This is a genomic window from Belliella aquatica (assembly GCF_014637795.1).
In the GTDB taxonomy this organism is placed as follows: domain Bacteria; phylum Bacteroidota; class Bacteroidia; order Cytophagales; family Cyclobacteriaceae; genus Belliella; species Belliella aquatica.
Genome location: NZ_BMFD01000007.1, coordinates 144,010 through 164,461, shown reverse-complemented (window position 1 = coordinate 164,461; position 20,452 = coordinate 144,010). Strand labels below are relative to the sequence as shown.

The following is a 20,452-nucleotide window of genomic DNA, read 5'->3' as shown; positions in this document are numbered from 1 at the left end:
TTTGCAAACTCACTTACTGAAATATAATTCATATCAAATTAAAATTCGGCCGATATCGGCAAGATACGATTGAAAATAGTAATAAATGTGGTTTTTGGCCGATAAATTAATCTTCTAAAATTGATTTTTCCCACACAAATACCCCCATTGCTCTTTGACCATGAACCAAGACACTTTTGGGGGTTTCAAGATTTTTTAAGCCATATTTCGACTCAACTTTTTCTAACAACTCTTTGCTAAGAAGAAAGCGCTCACTTCCATCTGGAAGTGCATATACCCCATCGCCTAGATTAGGAGAGGATTCTTGAATCCCGCCAAACCCCGTGGTCATTCTTAGAAAAAATATTCCATCATTCTTTAATACACGCATCATTTCATCCATCATTTTGAAGAAATCCAATTCACTCGTTGCAAAATGTAAGACTGCTGAGCTGATGACTACATCAAAAGCACCTTTGTGAAAAGGCAAATCCTGAACCGTCGCTGTTTGGAATCTATAAATATCATAAGTGGGCTGAATCGTCTGAGCATAGATTCTTGCCATTTGGATTGCGATAGGATTGGCATCTACGCCAAAGATCTGATAGTTTTGATTGAGAAAATAGATGCAATTCCGGCCTTCACCACAGCCGGCATCTAAAATCTTCATGTCTTTGCTAAACCTTCCCTTGAGAATCTGATCGAGTAGATAAATATCAATATTCCCTAAAAGTTCATTCAGTTTATTTACTTCCATTTTCAAGGATATTTAGCGCTTCTATAGTTTTTTGTTTTCCTATCTCGATCAATTCACTTGCCCTGTGAAACTCCAATGTTCCTGCTTGGATTCTGGAGATTTCAATTAGGACATCCACCTTATATTTGTCAAGAATCACCGAAGAAAGCTTGTCTTGAAGTAGGTCAAAGGAGAAATTTAGTATTTCTAAGGAGCTCATTCCTTTATACTTTTCTTCCTTTAAATTTGAATTAAAGTATTTAGAGGCTTTTGCTTTGTATTCTGAGACCCACTTTGGTATTTTTAATCTGCTTTCAGAATCCATCGAGGTTATCTTTTGCGTTTGGGAGTTGACTAATTTTTCCTTTGGACCATTCAAATCAACAGCAATCACTAAATCACCTCTATTCTTTTTAGGTAAAAGGCTTAATGGTATAGGGTTGATAATTCCTCCGTCCACATACTCTCTTCCATGAATTTTAGCCGGTGTCAAAACGGTGGGAATGGATACGGAAGCTCTGATTGCATTGAAAAGTGAACCTTTGTCAAAAATTTTTTCTTTGCCTTGTGGGATTTCCACCGCTGTGCAAATAAATGGGATCGATAGATTTTCAATTTGGTAATCCTTGATGATTTTTTTTATTTCATTAAAGACCCTGTCCCCCTTGATGAAACCTCCGCTTGAAAAGGTAAAGTCCATCAGTGAAAACACATCTATTCTATCCAGATTACAAATCCAATCTTTGAAAGCCGGGAGTTCACCTGCTGCATGAATCCCTCCCACAAGTGCACCTGCTGAAGAGCCTGCAATGGAAACGATTTCATAGCCAGCTTCCTCAATAGCCTCAATGACACCAATGTGTGCCATTCCTCTAGCACCACCACTCGAAAGAACCAACGATACAGTTTTTTTACACATGGTATAAAATTGACATATTTATTTAAATTTGTGCATTAAATTTATCAAAAAAATCAAGCGTTATGAATCAATTTAAGCCATTTCACCTCGCCTTTCCCATAAGAGATATTGAAGAAACGAGAAGTTTTTATGGAGATTTGCTGGGCTGTGAAATAGGAAGAAGTACCGAAAAATGGATTGATTTCAATTTTTTTGGTCATCAGCTTTCCGCTCATGTGAAGCCTGATGAATTGGCTCAAGCTAAAAGGAATGAAGTGGATGGGAAAAATGTCCCTGTACGACATTTTGGAGCAATTTTACCTTGGGAAGAATGGCATACACTTGCTGATAAGCTTAAAGCTTTTGGAATTGAATTTGTCATAGAACCCTACATCCGATTCAAAGGTGAAGTGGGTGAACAAGCCACGATGTTTTTTCTGGATCCTGCAGGAAATGCCTTGGAGTTCAAATCTTTTCAAGACCCTAGCCAGATTTTTGCTAAATAAACAAACTCTGTAATGAAAAAGACACCTTTAATCCTCAGTGGAATCTTGCTTATAATAGCAGCTTATATTATACATTCTTTCACATCAGGAAGGGAGCCTATTGTTGATCTTGATATCATACAGTTATTTTCGGGGATTTGTTTTGGAGCAGGAATTGGACTTTTGATTGCAGTGTTTTTTGGTAAAAAGACACAAAAACAAATGAATTGAAGAAACATTATTTTTCAATAATTCTGTAAAATTTCATTAAAAATAGATTGAAGTAATTCTATCCTTCTCTCTGCTTTATAGAACACTTTTGTCTTACGAGTGGAAAAATAATTGAGATAGAAAACGAATACAAAACCATTGATAGATTACAGTTGCCATTGGTATCTTATATGATTTTTTTGGAGGAGTATTAGATTTAGTTTTACCGAAAGTAACTTTATTTGGTTCTTTTGGGTTATTACCAATACTATGACGAAAAAAGAAATTCTATACTACAAAACTTACGAGCACCCTACCAGTAAAGAGTGGGTAGTTTTTATTCATGGTGCAGGAGGTTCTTCGTCTATTTGGTATAAGCAAATCAGAGAATTTAAGGAAGATTTCAATCTCCTATTGATTGATCTTAGAGGTCATGGGAAGTCTGCTAATTCTATCAAGAATTTGTGGAATGATAAATACACTTTTCCCAATGTCACCAAGGATATTATTGAAGTATTGGATCATTTGAATATTCCGCCAGCGCATATTATGGGTGTTTCTTTAGGGACCATATTAGCTAGGCAATTAGCCGAAATGGAGCCTGAGCGTGTGAAATCTATGATCATGGCGGGAGCAATCACAAGACTGAATTTTACATCACGGATTTTGGTTTTTCTTGGAAATACTTTTAAGAGTGTACTTCCATATATGTGGTTATATAGTCTTTTTGCTTTTATAATCATGCCGAGAGGTCATCATGCCGAATCGAGAAATCTATTTATTCGTGAAGCCAAAAGATTGTGTCAGAAAGAATTTATTCGCTGGTTTAAACTTACCAAAGACATCAATCCGCTTTTGAAATATTTCAAAGAAAAGGATCTTTCTATACCCACTTTATATATCATGGGAGAAGAAGATGTTATGTTTTTGGCCTCGGTTAGAAATATTGTTAAAGATCAAAAAAAATCATTCTTAAAAGTTATCGAGGCTTGTGGCCATGTGGTGAATGTAGAACAGCCTGAAGTATTTAATAAACTATCATTAGACTGGTTGAAAAACCAAAACAATTCTCTTCAAAATTCTTTGGAGCATACGCAATGAAAAAACAAACAAAAACAATTCTTGGTGTAGTCATTATATTGGTTGTCGCCATTATTTTTATTTATCCCAGATTAGGACAATATATTAGTAAGGATGATGCTCCAGTTAGTGAGGCAGGAACCTCCGCTCAGAGAAGTGAAATCCCAGTGAATGTAGTAGAAATCCGATCAGAGAGACTGGAGAATAATCTAAATATCACAGGTACAGTCATTCCAAACGAAACTGTAAACCTCAGGTCAGAAATTTCAGGTTTAGTAGAACGGGTTTCATTCAAAGAAGGAGAGTTCGTCAAAAAAGGAACTCCTCTTTTGTATCTGAATGATGATGAACTTGAAGCGCAGTATCAGAGACTAGATTATACAAAAAAGCTTTATGAAAGTCAGGAAAATAGGCAAAAGCAACTTTTAGCCAGAGAGGCGATCAGTCAAGAAGAATATGACATTTCACTCAATCAATTCAATACCAATTTGGCTGATTTGAGATTAGTTGAGGCCCAATTGCGTAAGACAGTGATTCGGGCACCATTTGATGGTGTGCTTGGCTTAAGACAAATATCAGAGGGGTCTGTCATCAGCACTTCGGATGTGATTGCAAGCATTGTCAACATTGACCCAATCAAAATTGAATTTTCTATCCCAGAGCGCTATGCCAATGAGGTGAAAATAGGTTCTAAAATCTCTTTTTCTAATGATGGGGGAGGTGTAGATGGCGAAGGAATAGTGTATGCTTTCGAGCCGACGATTGATGCTGCTACGAGAACTTTGAAGTTAAGAGCTCAAAGTCCAAATAAAGAGAGAAGGTTCTTGCCAGGAATGTTTATTAGAATCAAATACACCTTGGGAATAGAAGAAAATGCGCTATTAGTTCCAGCAGAGTCTGTTATTCCTGAGCTTAGCGGATATAAAGTATTTGTGGTAGACAGTGAAAATAAGGCAGAGGAAAGAATTGTAAGTATAGGTACAAGAACCGATAAAGAAGTACAAATCTTGGAAGGTCTCAAAGAGGGAGATTTGGTTTTAACTACAGGTATTTTGCAAGTCAGAGTAGGGTCACCTTTGAACCCCACTAAAATTAATTAATCATGGCAAGTTTATCTACCATTAGTATTCGAAGGCCAGTTTTGGCAATAGTAATGTCTTTGACAATCACTTTGTTTGGGATTATTGGTATCAGTTTTTTAGGTGTAAGAGAATTTCCAAGCGTAGATCCTCCAATCATTAATGTCAGAACTACTTACGTTGGGGCAAATGCAGACGTCATTGAAGCGCAGATTACTGAGCCTTTGGAAGAAGCGATCAATGGTATAGCAGGAATTAAGTCATTGACGTCAACGAGTAATGACGGTACGAGTAATATCACTGTTGAGTTTGATGTCGGTGCTGATTTGGAAGCCGCCGCAAATGATGTGAGGGACAAGGTTTCTGGGGCGCAAAGAAATCTTCCTCCGGATACTGAACCTCCCGTGGTTTCAAAAGCAGATTCTGATTCACAGCCCATCGTATTTTTGAATGTTCAAAGTGATAGACGCTCTTTGTTGGAACTGTCAGAGATAGCTAATAATATTTTCAAAGAAAGGCTCCAGACTATCCCTGGAGTGAGTACAGTTCAGATTTGGGGAGAAAAAGAATATGCCATTCGTCTCAGAATGGATCCATTGAGAATGGCCTCTTACGGAGTTACTCCTTTGGATGTGCTGAGCAAGGTACAAAGTGAAAATGTCGAACTTCCTTCTGGAAGAATCGAAGGTTCTTCGATTGAATTGTCTGTAAGGACAAAGAGTAGATTGAGTTCCCCACAAGAATTCAATGATTTGATAATCAAAGAAGATCAAAACAACATCGTTAAGTTTCAAGATATAGGAAACGCAGAATTGGCAGCTCTGAACGAAAGGACGGTTTTGAAACGAGATGGCATACCTATGGTAGGTGTAGTGCTCGTGCCTTTGCCTGGATCAAATAATATTGAAATTGTAGATGAGTTTAATAAGAGGTTAATTTCCATTAAGAAGGATCTTCCTGAAGATATATTACTAGATATTGGTTTTGATTCCACCAGATTTATCAGGTCTTCCATAGCTGAGGTGCAGGAAACAATCATTCTTGCCTTTATCCTTGTGGTATTGATCATCTTTTTGTTTTTGAGAGATTGGAGGACCACATTCATTCCTGTGTTGACCATTCCAATTTCCTTGATTGGGGTGTTTTTCATCATGTACATAGCAGATTTCTCTATCAATGTATTGACATTGCTCGGTATTGTTTTGTCCATAGGCCTTGTAGTGGATGATGCCATTGTAGTATTGGAGAATATTTACACTAGAATAGAAAAAGGTGAAACCCCTGAAAAAGCTGCTGAAAAAGGAGCTGAGGAGATTTTCTTCGCTGTAATTGCGACAACAGTAGCTCTTGCGGCAGTGTTTTTACCAGTAATATTTTTGACGGGAACGACAGGGAGGCTATTTAGAGAATTTGGTGTTGTTGTGGCAGGTGCTGTGATCATTTCATCTTTTGTGGCTTTGACAATGACTCCTATGCTGAGTTCGAAATTGCTCAAAAAAAGAGAAAAACAAAACTGGTTCTACAATAAGACTGAGCCAATTTTTTTATGGCTAAATGAGAAATATAGTGATGCTTTGGATGGGTTTATGAAGGTAAGATGGGTAGCTTTCTTGGTTGTCGTTTTGATGGCTTTCGGAATTTATCAGCTTTTCCAAATCATTCCAACAGAACTTTCTCCAATAGAAGATAGAGGTGAAATGAGAGTCAATCTCAGTGGTCCTGAAGGAGCCACTTTTGAATATATGGATCAGGTTATTGATGAGATGACTAAAGAATTTCTCACTGAAATTCCTGATGATGAAAGAGCAGGAATTATCACAGTTACCTCTCCAGGCTTTGGAACCTCTAGTACCAACTCTGGTTTCCTAAGATTGATTCTCAAGGATGCAGAAGAAAGAGAAAGATCGCAACAGGAGATTTATGATGAAGTTTCTAAGAGGCTAACAAAATTCACTTCAGTCAGAGCTTTCGCAACTCAAGCACCATCGATTGGAGATAGAAGAGCAGGTCTTCCTGTTCAATATGTCTTACAGGCACCGACTTTAGAGAAACTCAAAGAGGTTATTCCTGAATTTATGAGTCAAGCGAATCAAAGCGAAACATTTAGCTATGCAGATATCAATCTTAAATTCACCAAGCCTGAAATAGAGGTTGAAATCGACAGAGAGAAAGCTAGAAATGTTGGTGTTTCTGTGCAAGAAATTGCAAGAACCTTACAATTATCCTATTCAGGACAGCGATTTGCATATTTCATCATGAGCGGTAAGCAATATCAAGTTGTAGGTGAAATGCAAATTGAAGATCGTAACGAACCTATTAACCTGAGAATGCTCTATGTGAGGGCTGAGAATGGTAATCTTGTCCAATTAGATAATCTTGTCAGGATCCGAGAGAAAAGTACACCGCCTCAACTCTATCGATTCAATCGATTCGTAAGTGCAACAGTATCGGCAAATCTTGCACCTGGATTCACGATAGGAAATGGTCTTGATGAAATGGATAGGATTGCCTCTGAAGTTCTCGATGAGTCATTCAGTACTGATGTTGCAGGATTATCCAAAGAATATCGAGAAAGTTCTAATAGCTTAATCTTCGCGTTCTTGTTTGCACTTGTACTTATTTACCTCGTGCTATCTGCACAGTTTGAAAGCTTCTTAGATCCCCTTACAATCATGTTTACGGTTCCGTTGGCATTGTTTGGGGCTTTAGCTTCTTTGTGGATGTTTGACTTTACTTTAAATATTTTTAGTCAAATAGGAATTATCATGCTGATAGGCTTGGTGACCAAAAATGGTATTTTGATCGTGGAGTTTGCCAACCAAAGAAAAGCACAAGGGATGTCTATCGACGAAGCCATCATCGGAGCAGCAAGTGCAAGATTTCGACCTATTTTAATGACTAGTTTATCCACTATTCTGGGGATACTTCCTATTGCTTTGGCACTTGGTGCTGGTTCAGAAGGTAGAGTTCCGATGGGTGTAGCAGTCATTGGTGGATTAACTTTCGCCACCATATTGACCTTATTTATAATTCCAGCAATTTATACTTTCCTTACCTCCAAAAAAGGAAGACTAGCAAGAGCATAATGAAAAAACTTCTTTTAATAATATTCTTTTTGTCCCAATGGTCATTATTCTCTTTCGCTCAAGAGAGTGAAATGCTGAATCTTGAAAAGGCTATTATGATCGGTCTGGAGAAAAATTATGGAGTGAAAATAGCCGTGAATAATGTGCTCTTAGCTGATTATGACAAGCAAATTGGTTTTGGAACTTCCTTTTTGCCCGTCGTTAATGCGGTTTATACTCAAAACTATAGTAAGGAAGATGTTGAGCAACTATTTGCAACTTCCTCTTCTCCTAACGAAATATCAGGTGCTAAATCTGATACAGAGAATTTCACCGTTTCGGCAATCTATGGATTCAATCCTGAGGCTGTAGTTACATTAAGAAGATTAGGAAAATTAGCTGAAATAAGTGAGTTGGATGCGAAGGTTGCTGTAGAAAATCTAGTTGCTGCTGTATCTTCTTCTTATTATCGGTTGGTTTTGGAGCTCCAAAGGCAAAAAGTACTGGAGAAGACACTTGAGTTTTCAAAATCTCGTTTAGAAATTGCTGAAGCACGCTATGAACTAGGGGGAGCAGGAAAGAGAGATTTTCTTACCGCACAAGTGGATTACAATACTGATTTGTCTCTTTCAGTCAATCAAGAACAGATAATTCAGACTGCTAGAATTAATTTAAATGAATTATTGGCTTTATCACCTGCTGATGAATTTGTTGTCAAGGATACCATCGTTATTACGGAAAATTTAAGGCTTGAAGATTTATTGGAGAATGCATATCTCAACAATAAGCAGTTTCTAGTAACTCAAAGGCAAGAGAATGTAGCTTTTCTTCAATTGCGGGAATTGCAGGCGCAGAGATTGCCATCATTCAATTTGAATGGTGCTTACGCGAATAATACTTTGAATTCTCAAGCAGGTTTCCTTCTTCAAAATCAAAGGCAAGGTTTCAATTACGGAGCAAATATCACTTTGAATTTATTCAGTGGATTTACTTTGAATAAAAGAATTCAAAGTGCTAAAGTAGCCAGATATAACTCTGAGTTAGCCTTAGATCAGTATGAAATTCAAATGACTTCAGACATTCATCGAGCCTATACTGCTTATGAAAATAGTAAAAAGTTGTTAGAAATTGAAAGGAAGAATTACGAAGTAGCTGTTGAAAATACTGACATAGCTTTGGAAAGATTCAGACTAGGAATCGCAAATTACCTTGAATTTAGAGATGCTCAAGTCAATTTACTAACAGCTGAAGATAGATTGATTTCCTCCCTTTTCAATATTAAAGAAAGTGAGATTGAGTTGTTGAGGCTTTCGGGCAAGATTTATTTTCAAAATAGTGAAGAACGACTTGGATTACTAGATAGATAACTGACTAGTGATTAGAAAAATTATAAGGAAAGCCTCTCTGTGTCCAACAGGAAGGTTTTTTTATTGTATGTAGGTTAAGCTGTTTTTACTCATTTATTATTGGTATATTATTTGCTAAATGTGGTGATTGATACCAAGTTATCAAGAAGTGTTCAGCTTTTTGAACCATGATACATGAAAAAAATATTAACAACAATCCTATTTACTTTGCTTTTGATCACTTTTGGTGTTCAATGTACATTTTTAGAAAAAAAGAAAGAAACAGCTTTTTGGGAAGACCCTGTAACCCTTGACTTAGAGGAAATCAAAAAAAGAGGGTACATCAGAGCCGTTGTGGATAATTCTTCTACGAGTTATTATATCTACAGGGGAAGAAGGATGGGCTATGAATTTGAACTTTTGAGGAATCTAGCGAGTAGTCTTGGAGTTCGTCTTCATCTGATTATCAAATCGGATATTGATGAAGCTTTTATTTTACTCAACAACGGGAAGGCAGACATCATCGCCATGAATCTCGAAATCTCTGAAGAACGAAAGAAATTCGCCAATTTCAGTGCACCTATTGGCGAAGTAAGTACAGTTTTGGTGCAAAGGCGTCAGGGAGATTTAATTAAAGATGTAGAGCAACTTCGTGATCATACCATTTACATTCCTCAAGGTGCGATTTACAAGTCTCAACTCCGTAATATTAGTCAGGATAGTACTTTTTCTTTATATATCATTGAAGTGAGAGATGGACGGGAGCAGTTGATTGCTAAAGTTTTAGAGAGTGAAATTGATTATACTGTTGTGGATAAAGATTTAGCATTAGTTAATTCCACCTATTACGATGATTTGGATGTCAGTTTGGAAATTAGCGAGAAATCTCCAGTAGCGTGGGCAGTCCGAACCAATGCCCCTGATCTTGAAAAATCTATTAATACTTGGATAGCTAAGCGTTCAAAGTCAGGATATTTGGCGACTCTATATGCTAAATATTTTCTCAATTCAAAAAATAATTATTTCAGAACAAATAGTGCATTTTCATCATTGGGAGGAAATAGGATTTCTGTGTACGATGAAATTATCAAAACTGCAGCTGAGAATTTAGGTTGGGATTGGAGATTATTAGCTTCATTGGTGTACAAAGAGTCAGCATTCAATCCCGAAGCTACATCTTATGCAGGGGCAACAGGATTGCTTCAACTCATGCCTGTGACCTTGGAAAGGTTCGGCGTAGAAGATGCGAATGATCCTTATCAAAGTTTAATGGGTGGAGTTAATTTCTTAAAGTACTTGGATAAATTTTGGAGGGAGCGAATTCCTGAGTCCAATGAAAGAATTAAGTTTATTCTAGCTTCATACAACATAGGCCATGGTCATGTGGAAGATGCGTGGAAATTAACTATGAAATATGGAAAGAACCCCCAATATTGGGAGCATGTATCTCATTTTCTAAAACTTAAAACAGATCCTGAATACTACCGTGACCCAATCGTCCGAAGTGGCTACGCCAAAGGCCATGTTGCAGTCAATTATGTAGAGGATATTTTGATATTGTATAACTCATACCGGATCTTAGTGGAGCCATAAAAAAAGGTGCTCTTAGAAAAAATATACAATTCATAAAAAAAGAGCCATCAAATACGATGGCTCTTTTCTAATTTTAAGCTATTGCTTTCACATTTACTTCAATATTACCCCTAGTGGCTTTGGAGTAAGGACAAACTTCATGAGCTGCTTCTACGAGTTTTTGTGCTTCTTCTAAAGATCCAGCTTGAGGTATCTTGCAATGAATATCTACAGCGAGTCCAAACCCACCTGCTTCGGTTTTGCCAAGGTGTGCTTTCACAGTAATCTCCGCATCATCCAATTTCACCCCTTTGGCTACTGCACCTAATGCTCCTCCGAAACATGCGGCATATCCTGCTGCAAAAAGTTGCTCAGGATTGGTCTTTCCTCCCGGTCCACCAATTTCCTTAGGCATAGCCACGTCAAAATCCAATTGGCCATCTTCAGTTTTTACATGACCTTTTCTTCCACCCGTATTTACTGCTGTTGCAGTGTAATCAATTGTTATTTTTTCCATTACATTGGTTGGTTTAAAGTATTTACTAATTTATTTATTTCTGTTGTAAGTATATCTAACTCTTTTGGCTCCCAGCTGTTTAGTCGCTCCATTATTTTTTCAGGAACCTTCTCCGCTTTTGATTTCATCGATTTTCCTTGGAAGGTCAATTCAATTTCTACTTTTCTTTCGTCTTGATCACTTCTGACTCTTTTGATAAGATTATTTGTCTCTAATCTTTTGAGCAGAGGTGTCAAAGTACCAGAATCCAGCAGTAGTTTTTTCCCTATCTCATTGACCGCTTGCCCATCTTTCTCCCAAAGTACAAGCATGACCAAGTATTGAGGGTAGGTGATTCCTAACTCTTCCAAAGGCTCTCTATAGGCTTGAATGATTAGTCTTGAAGCGGCATAGAGCGGAAAACAGATTTGATTTTCTAACAAAAGGGATTTTTGTTCTTTTGACATCTCCTAATTAATTGTAAACAATTAAATTTAATACAATTATATTAGAAAAAGAAGGATTCCTCTTGTTATTTAGTTAAAAAGCTTCTTCGATATCGTATTTCCAAAGGTAGAAAAAGGCTCTCTCCACTTCATCGAAGACTCTACCAGGGTTCGTTCTGATGGTAACGCGAAAACCTTCATCATCGGAGATTTTGACTAATTGATGACTTCCGAAATATGAGACTTTCACAATTCTTCCACTGATTTGTTGCCCTTTTCTTTGAACGACCTCACCGTGTTCAGGTCTAAAAAGTAGTTTTACTTTAGTTTTATATTTTCTAGCTTCTGGGTCATTAATAAAGCCAAATGAAGTATAAAATCCTTCTTCGCTTGGAGTAGCAAGAATTTCATTTCGCTTCCCAAAAAAGTTTGCCACATAAGGATTCACAGGGTTTTCATAGAGTACTTTGGGAATATCAAGCTGTTGTAAAAAACCTTTATGTAAGATTGCTACGCGATCGGCGGTTGATAAGGCATCCTTGGTATCATGTGTTACAAAAATCGCCGTAATGCCTGTCTTTTTGATGATTTGACGGATTTCTTCTCTAACCTGATCTTTGAGCATGGCATCCAAATTACTGAATGGCTCGTCCATCAGGAGGATTCTTGGATTCGGTGCAATGGCTCTTGCTAAGGCAACTCGTTGCTGCTGTCCTCCTGAGAGTTGATGGGGGTATTTGTTATGGTCTTCTGTCAAACCAACAAGTTGTAATGTGTCTTTTGCAATTTGATCACGATTTCCTTTTGATTTTTGAATACCAAAGGTGACATTTTCCAATATGGTCAAATGAGGAAATAAGGCATAATCTTGGAATACCATACCGACTTTCCTTTCATGCGAAGGCACCGATTCACTGCCTTCGACGATGATTTGTCCAGACAGTGATATACTTCCCTGATCAGGATGTTCAAGTCCAGCAATCAACCTCAGTAATGTCGTCTTACCAGATCCACTTTCTCCAACTAAAGCTAGGATTTCACCTTCAGTAACATCGAAGGATACATCATTGACAGCAAAGTCTTTTGCTTGACCGTATTTCTTGTTGATATGTTGGAGTGATAAGATTGGCATCTTCTTTTTTCTTTAAACTTATAATTCTCTTTTTTTGATCATTCTATTTAAAAAAATTATCGGGATAATTCCTGTTAAGATAATGATCATCGCTGCATTGGCAGATTCAGCGATCATCTCGTTAGTAGCCATATCAAAAGCTTTGGTGGCCAAAGTCTGATAATTGAAAGGACGAAGAATCAATGTTAAAGGTAACTCTTTCAGTACATCTACAAAAACCAGTAAAATGCCAGAGAATAAGCTTGATTTGATCAAGGGAAGATCGATTTTCCAAAGTGTTTTTGTACTCTTCACTCCAAGGAGTCTGCTAGCTTCATTGATATGTATTCCGATTTTCTGAAACCCTGCTTCTACAGGATTATAGCCTACGGCCATAAATCTCACGATATAAGCAAAGGTCAAAGCAAATAAAGTTCCTGATAAAAACAGCCCTGCAACCCTTGAAGAGAAAATGGCATCATAAATCCATTTGTCGAAAGCCAATAAGGGAATCATGACTCCAACGGCAATTACAGCGCCCGGAATGGCATAGCCAAGTGTTGCAATTTTAGTAATACTTTTTACCCATTTGAAGGGGCTTAATCGGAGCGCATAGAGTAAAATCACGGAGAAAATAACGACCAAAATCCCAACCAATGCGGCTAATCCAAAACTTCTAAAAATCAATAGAAAGAAATCTTGATTGACAACTTTCATATAAGTCATACTTACCCATTGGAGAAGTTGGAGAAATGGGATGAAGAAACTCACCAAAAACACAAGTGTGCAAATGGTTGTGTATAAGATCTTATTTTTTGTTGAAACTTGTATTCTAGCAGTAGGTTTATTGAGTCCGTTGACTGAAGAATATTGTCGATTTCCTCGCTGTATGGATTCCAAATAAAGTATAGCAAAAACGAAAATCATCAAAATTGCTGCGAGATAGATGGCCGTCGTGGAGTCTCCCATTGAAAACCAAGCTCTGAAAATTCCTGTCGTAAAGGTGTTTACGCCAAAGTATTTGACTGTTCCGTAATCGTTTAGAACTTCCATGGAAGCCAAGGCGATACCGGCCACAATCGCAGGTCTAGCCATTGGCAAGGCTACTTTGAAGAAAGTTTTTGTTCTATTTACACCTAATAGAAATGAGGCTTCCTGCATCGTTTTCGACTGTTGTAAAAATGAAGAGCGGGCAATGAGGAAAACATACGGGAATAAAGTGATTGATAGAATGAAAATTGCTCCAGGTAGGTTCATGATATCTATTAGACTTCCTTTGACCTGAATATCAAAAGTATTCCTGAGAAAGGTTTGAATAGGACCTGTATAATCTAAAATACCAACATAGGTGTAAGCCATGATATATCCTGGAAAACCTAATGGTAAGATTAATAGCCATTCGAAATATCTCCTTCCTGGGAATTCATAACTGGAGACTAACCATGCTGTACTTACACCCAATAAAAAAGTACTGAACGCTACCCCTAACAAAATAAGGAGCGTATTTTGAAAATACCCAAAAAGGAGGTTGTTGGCAATATGTGACCAACTACCTCCCGGGCTTGTAAATAATTTGAATAAAATAGTGAATAATGGCGTCGCTACAAACAAGAGTATAAGTAGCGCAAAACCAGTCCATTTATTCCACCAGTAATACTTTCTTTTTATTATGTCCAAAGCTTTTGCTTATTTCCACCCTACACGATCAAAAATGACAACTGCATCTTTGTTTCTTTTTCCAAGTTCTGACAAGTTGATTTCGTCAGCTTTGAAATTCCCCCATTCTTTCAGTAAGTCTGAAAATTCCGCGCTTGGATTGACTGGGTATTCAAAATTAATGCTTGCAAGAAAGTTTTGAGACTCTACTTCAGAAAGGAATTCAATTAACGCTGTCGCATTGTCTTTGTTTGGAGCATATTTCGTTACTGCAGCACCAGACACATTGATATGCGTACCGCGATCATCTTGATTTGGGAAGAATAGTGCAATTTTTTCAGCAGCTTTTCTTTCTTCTTCATTGGTATCATTTAGCATGATTCCGATATAATATGTGTTTACAATGGCGACATCTCCTTCACCTGATGCAACAGCTTTTACTTGATCTCTATCACTCCCTTTTGGACTTCTTGCCATATTAGCCAAAAGACCTGCAGCCCATTCTGTGGCAGCTTCTTCACCATGGTGTGCAATGATAGAAGCGAGTAAAGATTGATTGTAAATGTTCTCAGAGGATCTCGTTAATACACGACCTTTCCATTGTTCTTCAGTAAGCGCTTCATAAGTTGATAATTCAGATGGATCAACTCTTTCTTTACTGTAAGCAAAGATTCTGGCTCTATAAGTTAATCCAAACCATTTGTTCTCTGGGTCTCTGTATTTAGAAGGAATATTTGTATTCAAAGTTTCAGACTCGATAGTTTGAACAAGATCTTTTTCTACAGCTCTATTTAATCTACCTGCATCCACAGTGATGAGAACATCAGCTGGAGAATTAGCACCTTCTAATTCCAGTTTTTGAATCAATTCATCAGCACTTGCGCTGACTACATTGACTTTGATTCCTGTTTTTTCTGTGAACATATCAAAAAGCTTTTGATCTGCCTCGTAGTGCCTGTGTGTGTAGACATTTACTTCTTCTACGCTTTCGGTTGTTCCACCACAAGCGTAAAGAGATAGTGCAGTAATCGCTATTAAACCTGTTTTTAATAAGTTTTTCATGACGTTTTATTTAATTAACGAGGCAAAATTAATCATTATTTAAATCAAATCTAAATAAAAAGAAAAAGATTTTTATATTTGCAACGCTCCATTGATAGGAGGTTTTGGTTTTATTTTTTCGGGGAATTATTGACATTTGAATATGACTATCCAACAATTAGAATACATCTTAGCTATAGATAAATTTAGGCATTTTGGTCAGGCGGCAGAATCCTGTTTTGTGACGCAACCTACTTTGAGTGCTCAAGTGAATAAACTAGAAAAGGAATTGGAAGTTATTCTTTTTGATCGGTCAAAAATGCCTGTAATTCCAACAGAAACGGGTGCACAAATTATCGAGCAAGCCAAGAAAGTGGTCTCTCATAGTAAAGGAATTTATGAGTTAGTCGCTCAGTTAAAAGGGGATGTCAGTGGTGTCGTAAAATTGGGAATCATACCAACACTAGCTCCATATCTCTTACACAGGTTCATAAGAAATTTTCTAGAAAAATATCCGAATGTACAGCTTCAAGTGGAGGAAATGGTCACAGAAGATGTGATTCGGAAGCTTAAAAATGATGAGCTTGATCTTGGTGTTGTCGTGACACCCTTAAACGAAAATGGTCTGGTAGAGAAACCTATGTTTTACGAGAAATTCTTCGCCTACCTTTCAGAGAATCATCCTTTACTTGCAAAAGAAAAAATAAGTGTTGAAGATTTTGAGACTACAGATATGTGGGTCCTTCAGCAAGGACATTGTTTTAGAGATCAGGTATTGAATCTCTGTAACAGAGTCAAATTTCAGAAGATGAACTTTCATTATGAAAGTGGGTCTTTGGAGGGATTGAAAAATATGGTTAATGAATATAAAGGAGTCACCCTGCTACCTGAATTGGCCACATTTTCGATGAATTCAGAGGAAAAGAAGAGGTTGAGAACTTTTGAAGGCGAGCAGCCAACTCGAGAGGTCAGCATTATAATTTCTAGAAGTTTTCTTAAAAGTAAGCTTGTTGAACTACTGTATAAAGAAATTACAGCATCAATTCCCCATGAGATGACTTTAAGAGCTCATGGTAAAATAGTCCGATTTAAATAAAAAGATTCACTACTTTTATTCTAAACCGAGAACTTACTCTCCATTTTAATGTTTTTGCTCTTATGGCAAATAAACTTTCAATCATTTTATTCCTTGTTTTTCTTTCAAGCTTTGGAAATGCTGTCCAATCTCAGTCTTTTGTAAAAAGGTATTTCAACAATTTGTTGAATGACTCGTCTGATATCAGTAAGCCGCAGTTTTTAATTTACCCAACCTTAGCCTATGCCCCCGAGACAAGTTGGGAGATTGGTTTGTCATCGCTCTATGTTTATTATGCCAAAAGAGATACATCTAATCGACTCAGTGAAATCAATGGGTTTACCTTTGTTACCTTAGAAAATCAATATGGAATTTGGTTTGATCATGCTATTTATACCGATCAGAGTAAATGGTTTTTCTTAGGTCGGTTAAGGTTACAAAGCTTTCCCCTCCAATATTATGGTATTGGTATGGATTCGCCTTCAGATTATCTTGCTTTGGTAGATGCCAATCAGATTCTAATCAAAGAAAGGGTATTGAGAAAAGTTAGAGAAAACCTATTTTTTGGCTTAGAAGTCGATTTCCAAAGACTTGCACAAATAGAATTTAAGTTGGCACCTGAAAGCCCTACTTTTGAATTGCCGAGAGGAAGTCAAGGGTCTACCAATTTGGGATTTGGTGCTGGGTTAGTGTATGATGATAGACACAATGTCTTAAATGTTAGAAATGGATTCTTTTCAGAACTAGCGTACATCAGATATTCTCCAGCAGTAAGTACTTTTGGATTCAATTCTGTTATTTCTGATACTCGAATTTATAGACCGGTTAGTAAAAATACTGTTTTTGCAGCGCAATTGCTTGGTCAATTTAACTCAGGTGATGTTCCCTTCAATCAACTTGCCTTGATGGGAGGAGAGTCGATGATGCGGGGATATTATACCGGTAGATTTCGCGACAATAATCAGATAGCTACACAAGCGGAGTTTAGATTTCTGCCACTTCCTTTGGGATTTACCAATAGAATCGGAGCTGCTGTATTTGGTGGAGTGGCGACAGTTTTTCCAAATTTTGAAAACCTAAATCTGAACAAAATAGCTTGGTCAGCAGGTGGTGGTTTGAGGTTTTTATTGTTTCCAAAAAAGGATATTTACACACGAATTGATTACGCTTTGACCAAAGAAGGGTCAGGCTTTTATTTCTTTATCGGGGAGGCATTTTGATTTATAAATCTTCAAGCGAAAGCGCTAGGTATGTTGGGCTGTAGTTTGGCAATTGAGATAGAATGAATTTGGATTTCATTTCCAAAATGGGAATGCTAATTTTTTGTTTGTTCAATTTCACCTCTGCAAAAGTTACAGTTTTTTCAATTTCATTTATTGCTACAATATCTATTTCATCTTGATTATCCTTTGACCAGTAGGAACCGATTTCGGTAAATGAATTTGTTGCTTTTAATTTTTCTATAAAATACTTTTCTAAGATTGGGCCAACAAAGGTCGGGTAGTCTCTCAGAATTATTTCTTTAACAAGTTGGTAATTTTCAATTTCTACAGCACTTCGGTATTTATAGATAAATCGGAACCAAAACGAAATGAAATTATCTTCAATTTTATATTTTATTTTTCTACTTGAGGGTTTTGATAAAATCGGTTTGATCTTTTTAATGATGCCAAAATCTCTTTCTAATTTATCTAAATAAACGCCCGCACTCACATCTAAAATTGATTCAATCTCAGGTCTTGAAGTTTTGGAGGATGCTATTAAAGAGAGAATTGAAAAGTATGTGCTATAATCTTTACCAAATTCTTCAATCAAAACATTTTTCCCCTCCTCTAGCAATAAAGAACTTGTTTTGAATATTTCTTCTAGCATACTTTCTAGTGTAAAAGCCTCTGCTAAAACAAAAGTCTCTACATATTTTGCAACTCCTCCGGTGAGTGCATAAAATGCCAAGAGATTTTTGGGTGTAAAACTTGGGGTATTATCAGCAAGGATTTCTTTTAACACTGAAACTTGAAATGGTTTGATATGCATTTTTGCAGTTGCTCTGGCAAATAGCGGCTCTTTGGCATTTTCAAATATCTTTGTCATTAAGGAATAGACAGAACCACAAAGAATTAAGTTGATTTTACTTTGAGCTTTATTCGTGTCCCAAATATTTTGCATGTCACTGAAAACAGATGGGTTGATCTGATAAAACTCTTGAAATTCATCTATGATCAACATGAAGTTTCTTTCTTTTGAAAGCTCCACTAACCAAGCAAAAACACTTTTGAATTGGCTGATTTCACCATATGCAGTCACTCCAAGCGTTGTCTGTATTATCTCTACAAACTCCTTGCATAGTAAAGGCTCACTTTTTTTTGCTACAAACAGATAGATGGACTCCTGATTATCGCTTGCTTTCCTCAATAGACTAGTTTTACCAATCCTCCTTCTCCCAACAACCATAGTCATTTGTGCCTGTTTTTTTGACTTAAGGATCAATTTATCAAGTACAGCTAATTCCTCTTCTCTATTATAAAATTTCATTTCCTTAATTATTGTAATACAAATTACAGTAATTATTTTTACAATAAAAACAGCTTAGGAAAAATAGCACTATCGTGGAATTCTACTGAATAGCGTTTGAGAATTTTTTCAACAATAGTCACCAACTATTTTTGACCACATTGCCTCAAAAAATAAAGGATCTACTTAGAAAACAATCCCTGATACATTTCCTCTAGCTTGCTGACTTGAATGACTTTGATCTTATATTTTCCGACATCCATTCCTTTGACTGCATACTTAGAAACCATGATTCTTTTGAATCCCAACTTCTCGGCTTCTGCAATTCTGTTTTCAATCCGATGAACAGCGCGAATTTCACCGCCTAAGCCTACTTCTCCAGCAAAACATAAGTCCGCAGGAACGGGCGTGTCTTCATAGGACGAAATCAAAGAGGCACACACAGCCAAGTCCAAAGCAGGATCATCTACTCTTAATCCTCCAGCAACATTCAGGAAGACATCTTGCTGACCTAAACGCATCCCACCTCTTTTCTCTAACACAGCTAAAAGCATATTCAATCTCTTGGCATCGTGTCCCGTACTGCTTCGCTGTGGAGTTCCATAAGTCGCAGGGCTTACTAAGGATTGGATTTCAATCAAAAGAGGTCTATTCCCCTCCATCATCGCGCCGATAGCTACGCCATTGAGTAGTTCTTCCCTCTGAGTCAATAAGATTTCAGATGGATTAGCGACAGGACGAAGCCCCTCTGCACGCATCTCGTAGATTCCCAACTCGTGAGTAGAACCAAATCTGTTTTTGGAAGTTCGAAGGATTCTGTAAGTCAAATGCCGATCACCTTCAAACTGTAAGACGGTATCCACCATGTGTTCCAATACTTTTGGGCCTGCAATCGCACCATCTTTGGTAATATGTCCAACGAGAAATACGGGTGTACCAGTTTCCTTGGCAAATTTCATCAGTTCGGCAGTACATTCCCTGACTTGACTCACAGATCCAGCAGCGGATTCTACATGCTTACTATGGAGGGTTTGGATTGAATCTATCACCAAGATATCTGGATCAAGTGCTTCTATTTGCTGAAAAATAGCCTGGGTATTGGTTTCAGAAAGCACATAGCAATTCTCTGACTTGAGAGGCATACGCTCTGCTCGCATCTTGATCTGTGATTCACTTTCTTCTCCTGATACATAGAGGACTTTTGTCTGATTGAGCATCAGTGCTATTTGAAGCATAAGGGTAGATTTTCCTATGCCAGGCTCACCACCAATCAAAACCAATGATCCCGCAACAATTCCGCCTCCGAGAACACGATCTAATTCTGCATCATGAGTGATCAATCTAGGCTGATCTTCAAAGTTGATCTCTTGTAATCTTTTTGGAACACTGGCTCTTTTTTCTTTGGTACCCCCTTGTTTCCATGATCCACGTCCCACTTCTTCTTTTTGGACCACTTCTTCTACGTAGGTATTCCATTCTCCGCAAGAAGAACATTTACCCAGCCATTTAGGACTTTGTGCGCCACAGTTTTGGCAGAAGAAGGTGGTTTTGGTTTTGGCCATTTCTATTTTAGATTTTAGAGGGTAGATTTTAGATTGGGTGATTTGGAAAGAGTGATGTGGTGGATGGTAGGAGTGGTTTTGTAAAGTTTAGGTTATAGTTTTTC

At 37.4% G+C, this 20,452-nt stretch carries 18 protein-coding genes; 9 read left to right on the top strand and 9 right to left on the bottom strand.

Features of this window, described 5'->3' with window-relative positions; translation table 11 throughout:
- Positions 1 to 106: 106 nt before the first annotated feature.
- Complete coding sequence (locus IEV57_RS11840) at positions 107 to 736, bottom strand: class I SAM-dependent methyltransferase (protein ID WP_188443044.1); 630 nt, start codon at positions 734 to 736, stop codon at positions 107 to 109.
- Positions 723 to 1,634, bottom strand: coding sequence for a patatin-like phospholipase family protein (locus IEV57_RS11835; protein WP_188443042.1), 912 nt, complete (start codon positions 1,632 to 1,634; stop codon positions 723 to 725). The genes IEV57_RS11840 and IEV57_RS11835 overlap by 14 nt, the downstream gene beginning before the upstream one ends.
- A 62-nt stretch (positions 1,635 to 1,696) precedes the next feature.
- On the opposite strand from IEV57_RS11835, the gene IEV57_RS11830 reads away from it, so the two are divergent.
- The 7 genes from IEV57_RS11830 (at position 1,697) to IEV57_RS11800 (ending at position 10,471) form a co-directional block, all read left to right on the top strand.
- Positions 1,697 to 2,119 (top strand): VOC family protein, encoded by a 423-nt coding sequence (locus IEV57_RS11830; RefSeq protein ID WP_188443040.1) that lies wholly within the window; start codon positions 1,697 to 1,699, stop codon positions 2,117 to 2,119.
- A gap of 12 nt (positions 2,120 to 2,131) precedes the next feature.
- Positions 2,132 to 2,329: a hypothetical protein gene (locus IEV57_RS11825; protein ID WP_188443038.1), complete on the top strand. Its 198-nt coding sequence runs from the start codon at positions 2,132 to 2,134 to the stop codon at positions 2,327 to 2,329.
- A 249-nt stretch (positions 2,330 to 2,578) separates the two neighbouring features.
- Positions 2,579 to 3,409, top strand: coding sequence for an alpha/beta fold hydrolase (locus IEV57_RS11820; RefSeq protein WP_188443036.1), 831 nt, complete (start codon positions 2,579 to 2,581; stop codon positions 3,407 to 3,409).
- Positions 3,406 to 4,488 (top strand): efflux RND transporter periplasmic adaptor subunit, encoded by a 1,083-nt coding sequence (locus IEV57_RS11815; protein ID WP_188443034.1) that lies wholly within the window; start codon positions 3,406 to 3,408, stop codon positions 4,486 to 4,488. Before IEV57_RS11820 ends, IEV57_RS11815 begins: the two co-directional genes overlap by 4 nt.
- A 2-nt stretch (positions 4,489 to 4,490) precedes the next feature.
- Complete coding sequence (locus IEV57_RS11810; protein WP_188443032.1) at positions 4,491 to 7,553, top strand: efflux RND transporter permease subunit; 3,063 nt, start codon at positions 4,491 to 4,493, stop codon at positions 7,551 to 7,553.
- Positions 7,553 to 8,899 carry a TolC family protein gene (locus tag IEV57_RS11805; protein ID WP_188443030.1) on the top strand — a complete coding sequence of 449 codons (1,347 nt, stop codon included), beginning with the start codon at positions 7,553 to 7,555 and terminating at the stop codon, positions 8,897 to 8,899. Before IEV57_RS11810 ends, IEV57_RS11805 begins: the two co-directional genes overlap by 1 nt.
- A gap of 174 nt (positions 8,900 to 9,073) precedes the next feature.
- Positions 9,074 to 10,471: an MltF family protein gene (locus tag IEV57_RS11800; protein ID WP_188443028.1), complete on the top strand. Its 1,398-nt coding sequence runs from the start codon at positions 9,074 to 9,076 to the stop codon at positions 10,469 to 10,471.
- A gap of 73 nt (positions 10,472 to 10,544) precedes the next feature.
- Here IEV57_RS11800 and IEV57_RS11795 read toward each other — a convergent pair whose 3' ends face one another.
- From IEV57_RS11795 to IEV57_RS11775, 5 genes are all read right to left on the bottom strand, one after another.
- Positions 10,545 to 10,967 (bottom strand): organic hydroperoxide resistance protein, encoded by a 423-nt coding sequence (locus IEV57_RS11795; RefSeq protein ID WP_188443027.1) that lies wholly within the window; start codon positions 10,965 to 10,967, stop codon positions 10,545 to 10,547.
- On the bottom strand, positions 10,967 to 11,413 hold the full coding sequence (locus IEV57_RS11790; protein ID WP_188443025.1) for a MarR family winged helix-turn-helix transcriptional regulator: 447 nt from the start codon (positions 11,411 to 11,413) through the stop codon (positions 10,967 to 10,969). Before IEV57_RS11790 ends, IEV57_RS11795 begins: the two co-directional genes overlap by 1 nt.
- A gap of 73 nt (positions 11,414 to 11,486) precedes the next feature.
- A complete protein-coding gene (locus IEV57_RS11785; protein ID WP_188443023.1) occupies positions 11,487 to 12,524 on the bottom strand; it encodes an ABC transporter ATP-binding protein in 1,038 nt (345 codons plus the stop codon).
- Positions 12,525 to 12,542: 18 nt separating this feature from the next.
- Positions 12,543 to 14,180, bottom strand: coding sequence for an ABC transporter permease (locus tag IEV57_RS11780; RefSeq protein ID WP_188443021.1), 1,638 nt, complete (start codon positions 14,178 to 14,180; stop codon positions 12,543 to 12,545).
- A 9-nt stretch (positions 14,181 to 14,189) separates the two neighbouring features.
- Positions 14,190 to 15,221, bottom strand: coding sequence for a Fe(3+) ABC transporter substrate-binding protein (locus tag IEV57_RS11775; RefSeq protein WP_188443019.1), 1,032 nt, complete (start codon positions 15,219 to 15,221; stop codon positions 14,190 to 14,192).
- Between the two features lie 142 nt (positions 15,222 to 15,363).
- Between IEV57_RS11775 and IEV57_RS11770 the strand changes: the two genes are divergently transcribed.
- Both IEV57_RS11770 and IEV57_RS11765 read left to right on the top strand, forming a co-directional pair.
- Positions 15,364 to 16,296, top strand: a complete 933-nt coding sequence (locus IEV57_RS11770; RefSeq protein ID WP_188443017.1) for a hydrogen peroxide-inducible genes activator — start codon at positions 15,364 to 15,366, stop codon at positions 16,294 to 16,296.
- Between the two features lie 62 nt (positions 16,297 to 16,358).
- The gene (locus IEV57_RS11765; protein ID WP_188443015.1) at positions 16,359 to 17,495 is read left to right on the top strand and encodes a BamA/TamA family outer membrane protein; all 1,137 of its coding nucleotides are present in this window, start codon (positions 16,359 to 16,361) and stop codon (positions 17,493 to 17,495) included.
- A 1-nt stretch (position 17,496) separates the two neighbouring features.
- Here IEV57_RS11765 and IEV57_RS11760 read toward each other — a convergent pair whose 3' ends face one another.
- Positions 17,497 to 18,807, bottom strand: a complete 1,311-nt coding sequence (locus IEV57_RS11760) for an ATP-binding protein (protein ID WP_188443013.1) — start codon at positions 18,805 to 18,807, stop codon at positions 17,497 to 17,499.
- 161 nt (positions 18,808 to 18,968) lie between these two features.
- A complete protein-coding gene (gene radA, locus IEV57_RS11755) occupies positions 18,969 to 20,348 on the bottom strand; it encodes a DNA repair protein RadA (RefSeq protein ID WP_188443011.1) in 1,380 nt (459 codons plus the stop codon).
- Between the last annotated feature and the right edge of the window lie 104 nt (positions 20,349 to 20,452).

What these genes read in the sequence shown, in the direction of transcription:
- IEV57_RS11825 (WP_188443038.1), top strand. Translation starts at nt 2,132, where the DNA reads ATGAAAAAGACACCTTTAATCCTCAGTGGAATCTTGCTTATAATAGCA.
- IEV57_RS11835 (WP_188443042.1), bottom strand. Translation starts at nt 1,634, where the DNA reads ATGTGTAAAAAAACTGTATCGTTGGTTCTTTCGAGTGGTGGTGCTAGA.
- IEV57_RS11770 (WP_188443017.1), top strand. Translation starts at nt 15,364, where the DNA reads ATGACTATCCAACAATTAGAATACATCTTAGCTATAGATAAATTTAGG.
- IEV57_RS11800 (WP_188443028.1), top strand. Translation starts at nt 9,074, where the DNA reads ATGAAAAAAATATTAACAACAATCCTATTTACTTTGCTTTTGATCACT.
- radA (WP_188443011.1), bottom strand. Translation starts at nt 20,348, where the DNA reads ATGGCCAAAACCAAAACCACCTTCTTCTGCCAAAACTGTGGCGCACAA.
- IEV57_RS11810 (WP_188443032.1), top strand. Translation starts at nt 4,491, where the DNA reads ATGGCAAGTTTATCTACCATTAGTATTCGAAGGCCAGTTTTGGCAATA.
- IEV57_RS11760 (WP_188443013.1), bottom strand. Translation starts at nt 18,807, where the DNA reads ATGAAATTTTATAATAGAGAAGAGGAATTAGCTGTACTTGATAAATTG.
- IEV57_RS11820 (WP_188443036.1), top strand. Translation starts at nt 2,579, where the DNA reads ATGACGAAAAAAGAAATTCTATACTACAAAACTTACGAGCACCCTACC.
- IEV57_RS11830 (WP_188443040.1), top strand. Translation starts at nt 1,697, where the DNA reads ATGAATCAATTTAAGCCATTTCACCTCGCCTTTCCCATAAGAGATATT.
- IEV57_RS11765 (WP_188443015.1), top strand. Translation starts at nt 16,359, where the DNA reads ATGGCAAATAAACTTTCAATCATTTTATTCCTTGTTTTTCTTTCAAGC.
- IEV57_RS11790 (WP_188443025.1), bottom strand. Translation starts at nt 11,413, where the DNA reads ATGTCAAAAGAACAAAAATCCCTTTTGTTAGAAAATCAAATCTGTTTT.
- IEV57_RS11805 (WP_188443030.1), top strand. Translation starts at nt 7,553, where the DNA reads ATGAAAAAACTTCTTTTAATAATATTCTTTTTGTCCCAATGGTCATTA.
- IEV57_RS11815 (WP_188443034.1), top strand. Translation starts at nt 3,406, where the DNA reads ATGAAAAAACAAACAAAAACAATTCTTGGTGTAGTCATTATATTGGTT.
- IEV57_RS11775 (WP_188443019.1), bottom strand. Translation starts at nt 15,221, where the DNA reads ATGAAAAACTTATTAAAAACAGGTTTAATAGCGATTACTGCACTATCT.
- IEV57_RS11795 (WP_188443027.1), bottom strand. Translation starts at nt 10,967, where the DNA reads ATGGAAAAAATAACAATTGATTACACTGCAACAGCAGTAAATACGGGT.
- IEV57_RS11840 (WP_188443044.1), bottom strand. Translation starts at nt 736, where the DNA reads ATGGAAGTAAATAAACTGAATGAACTTTTAGGGAATATTGATATTTAT.
- IEV57_RS11785 (WP_188443023.1), bottom strand. Translation starts at nt 12,524, where the DNA reads ATGCCAATCTTATCACTCCAACATATCAACAAGAAATACGGTCAAGCA.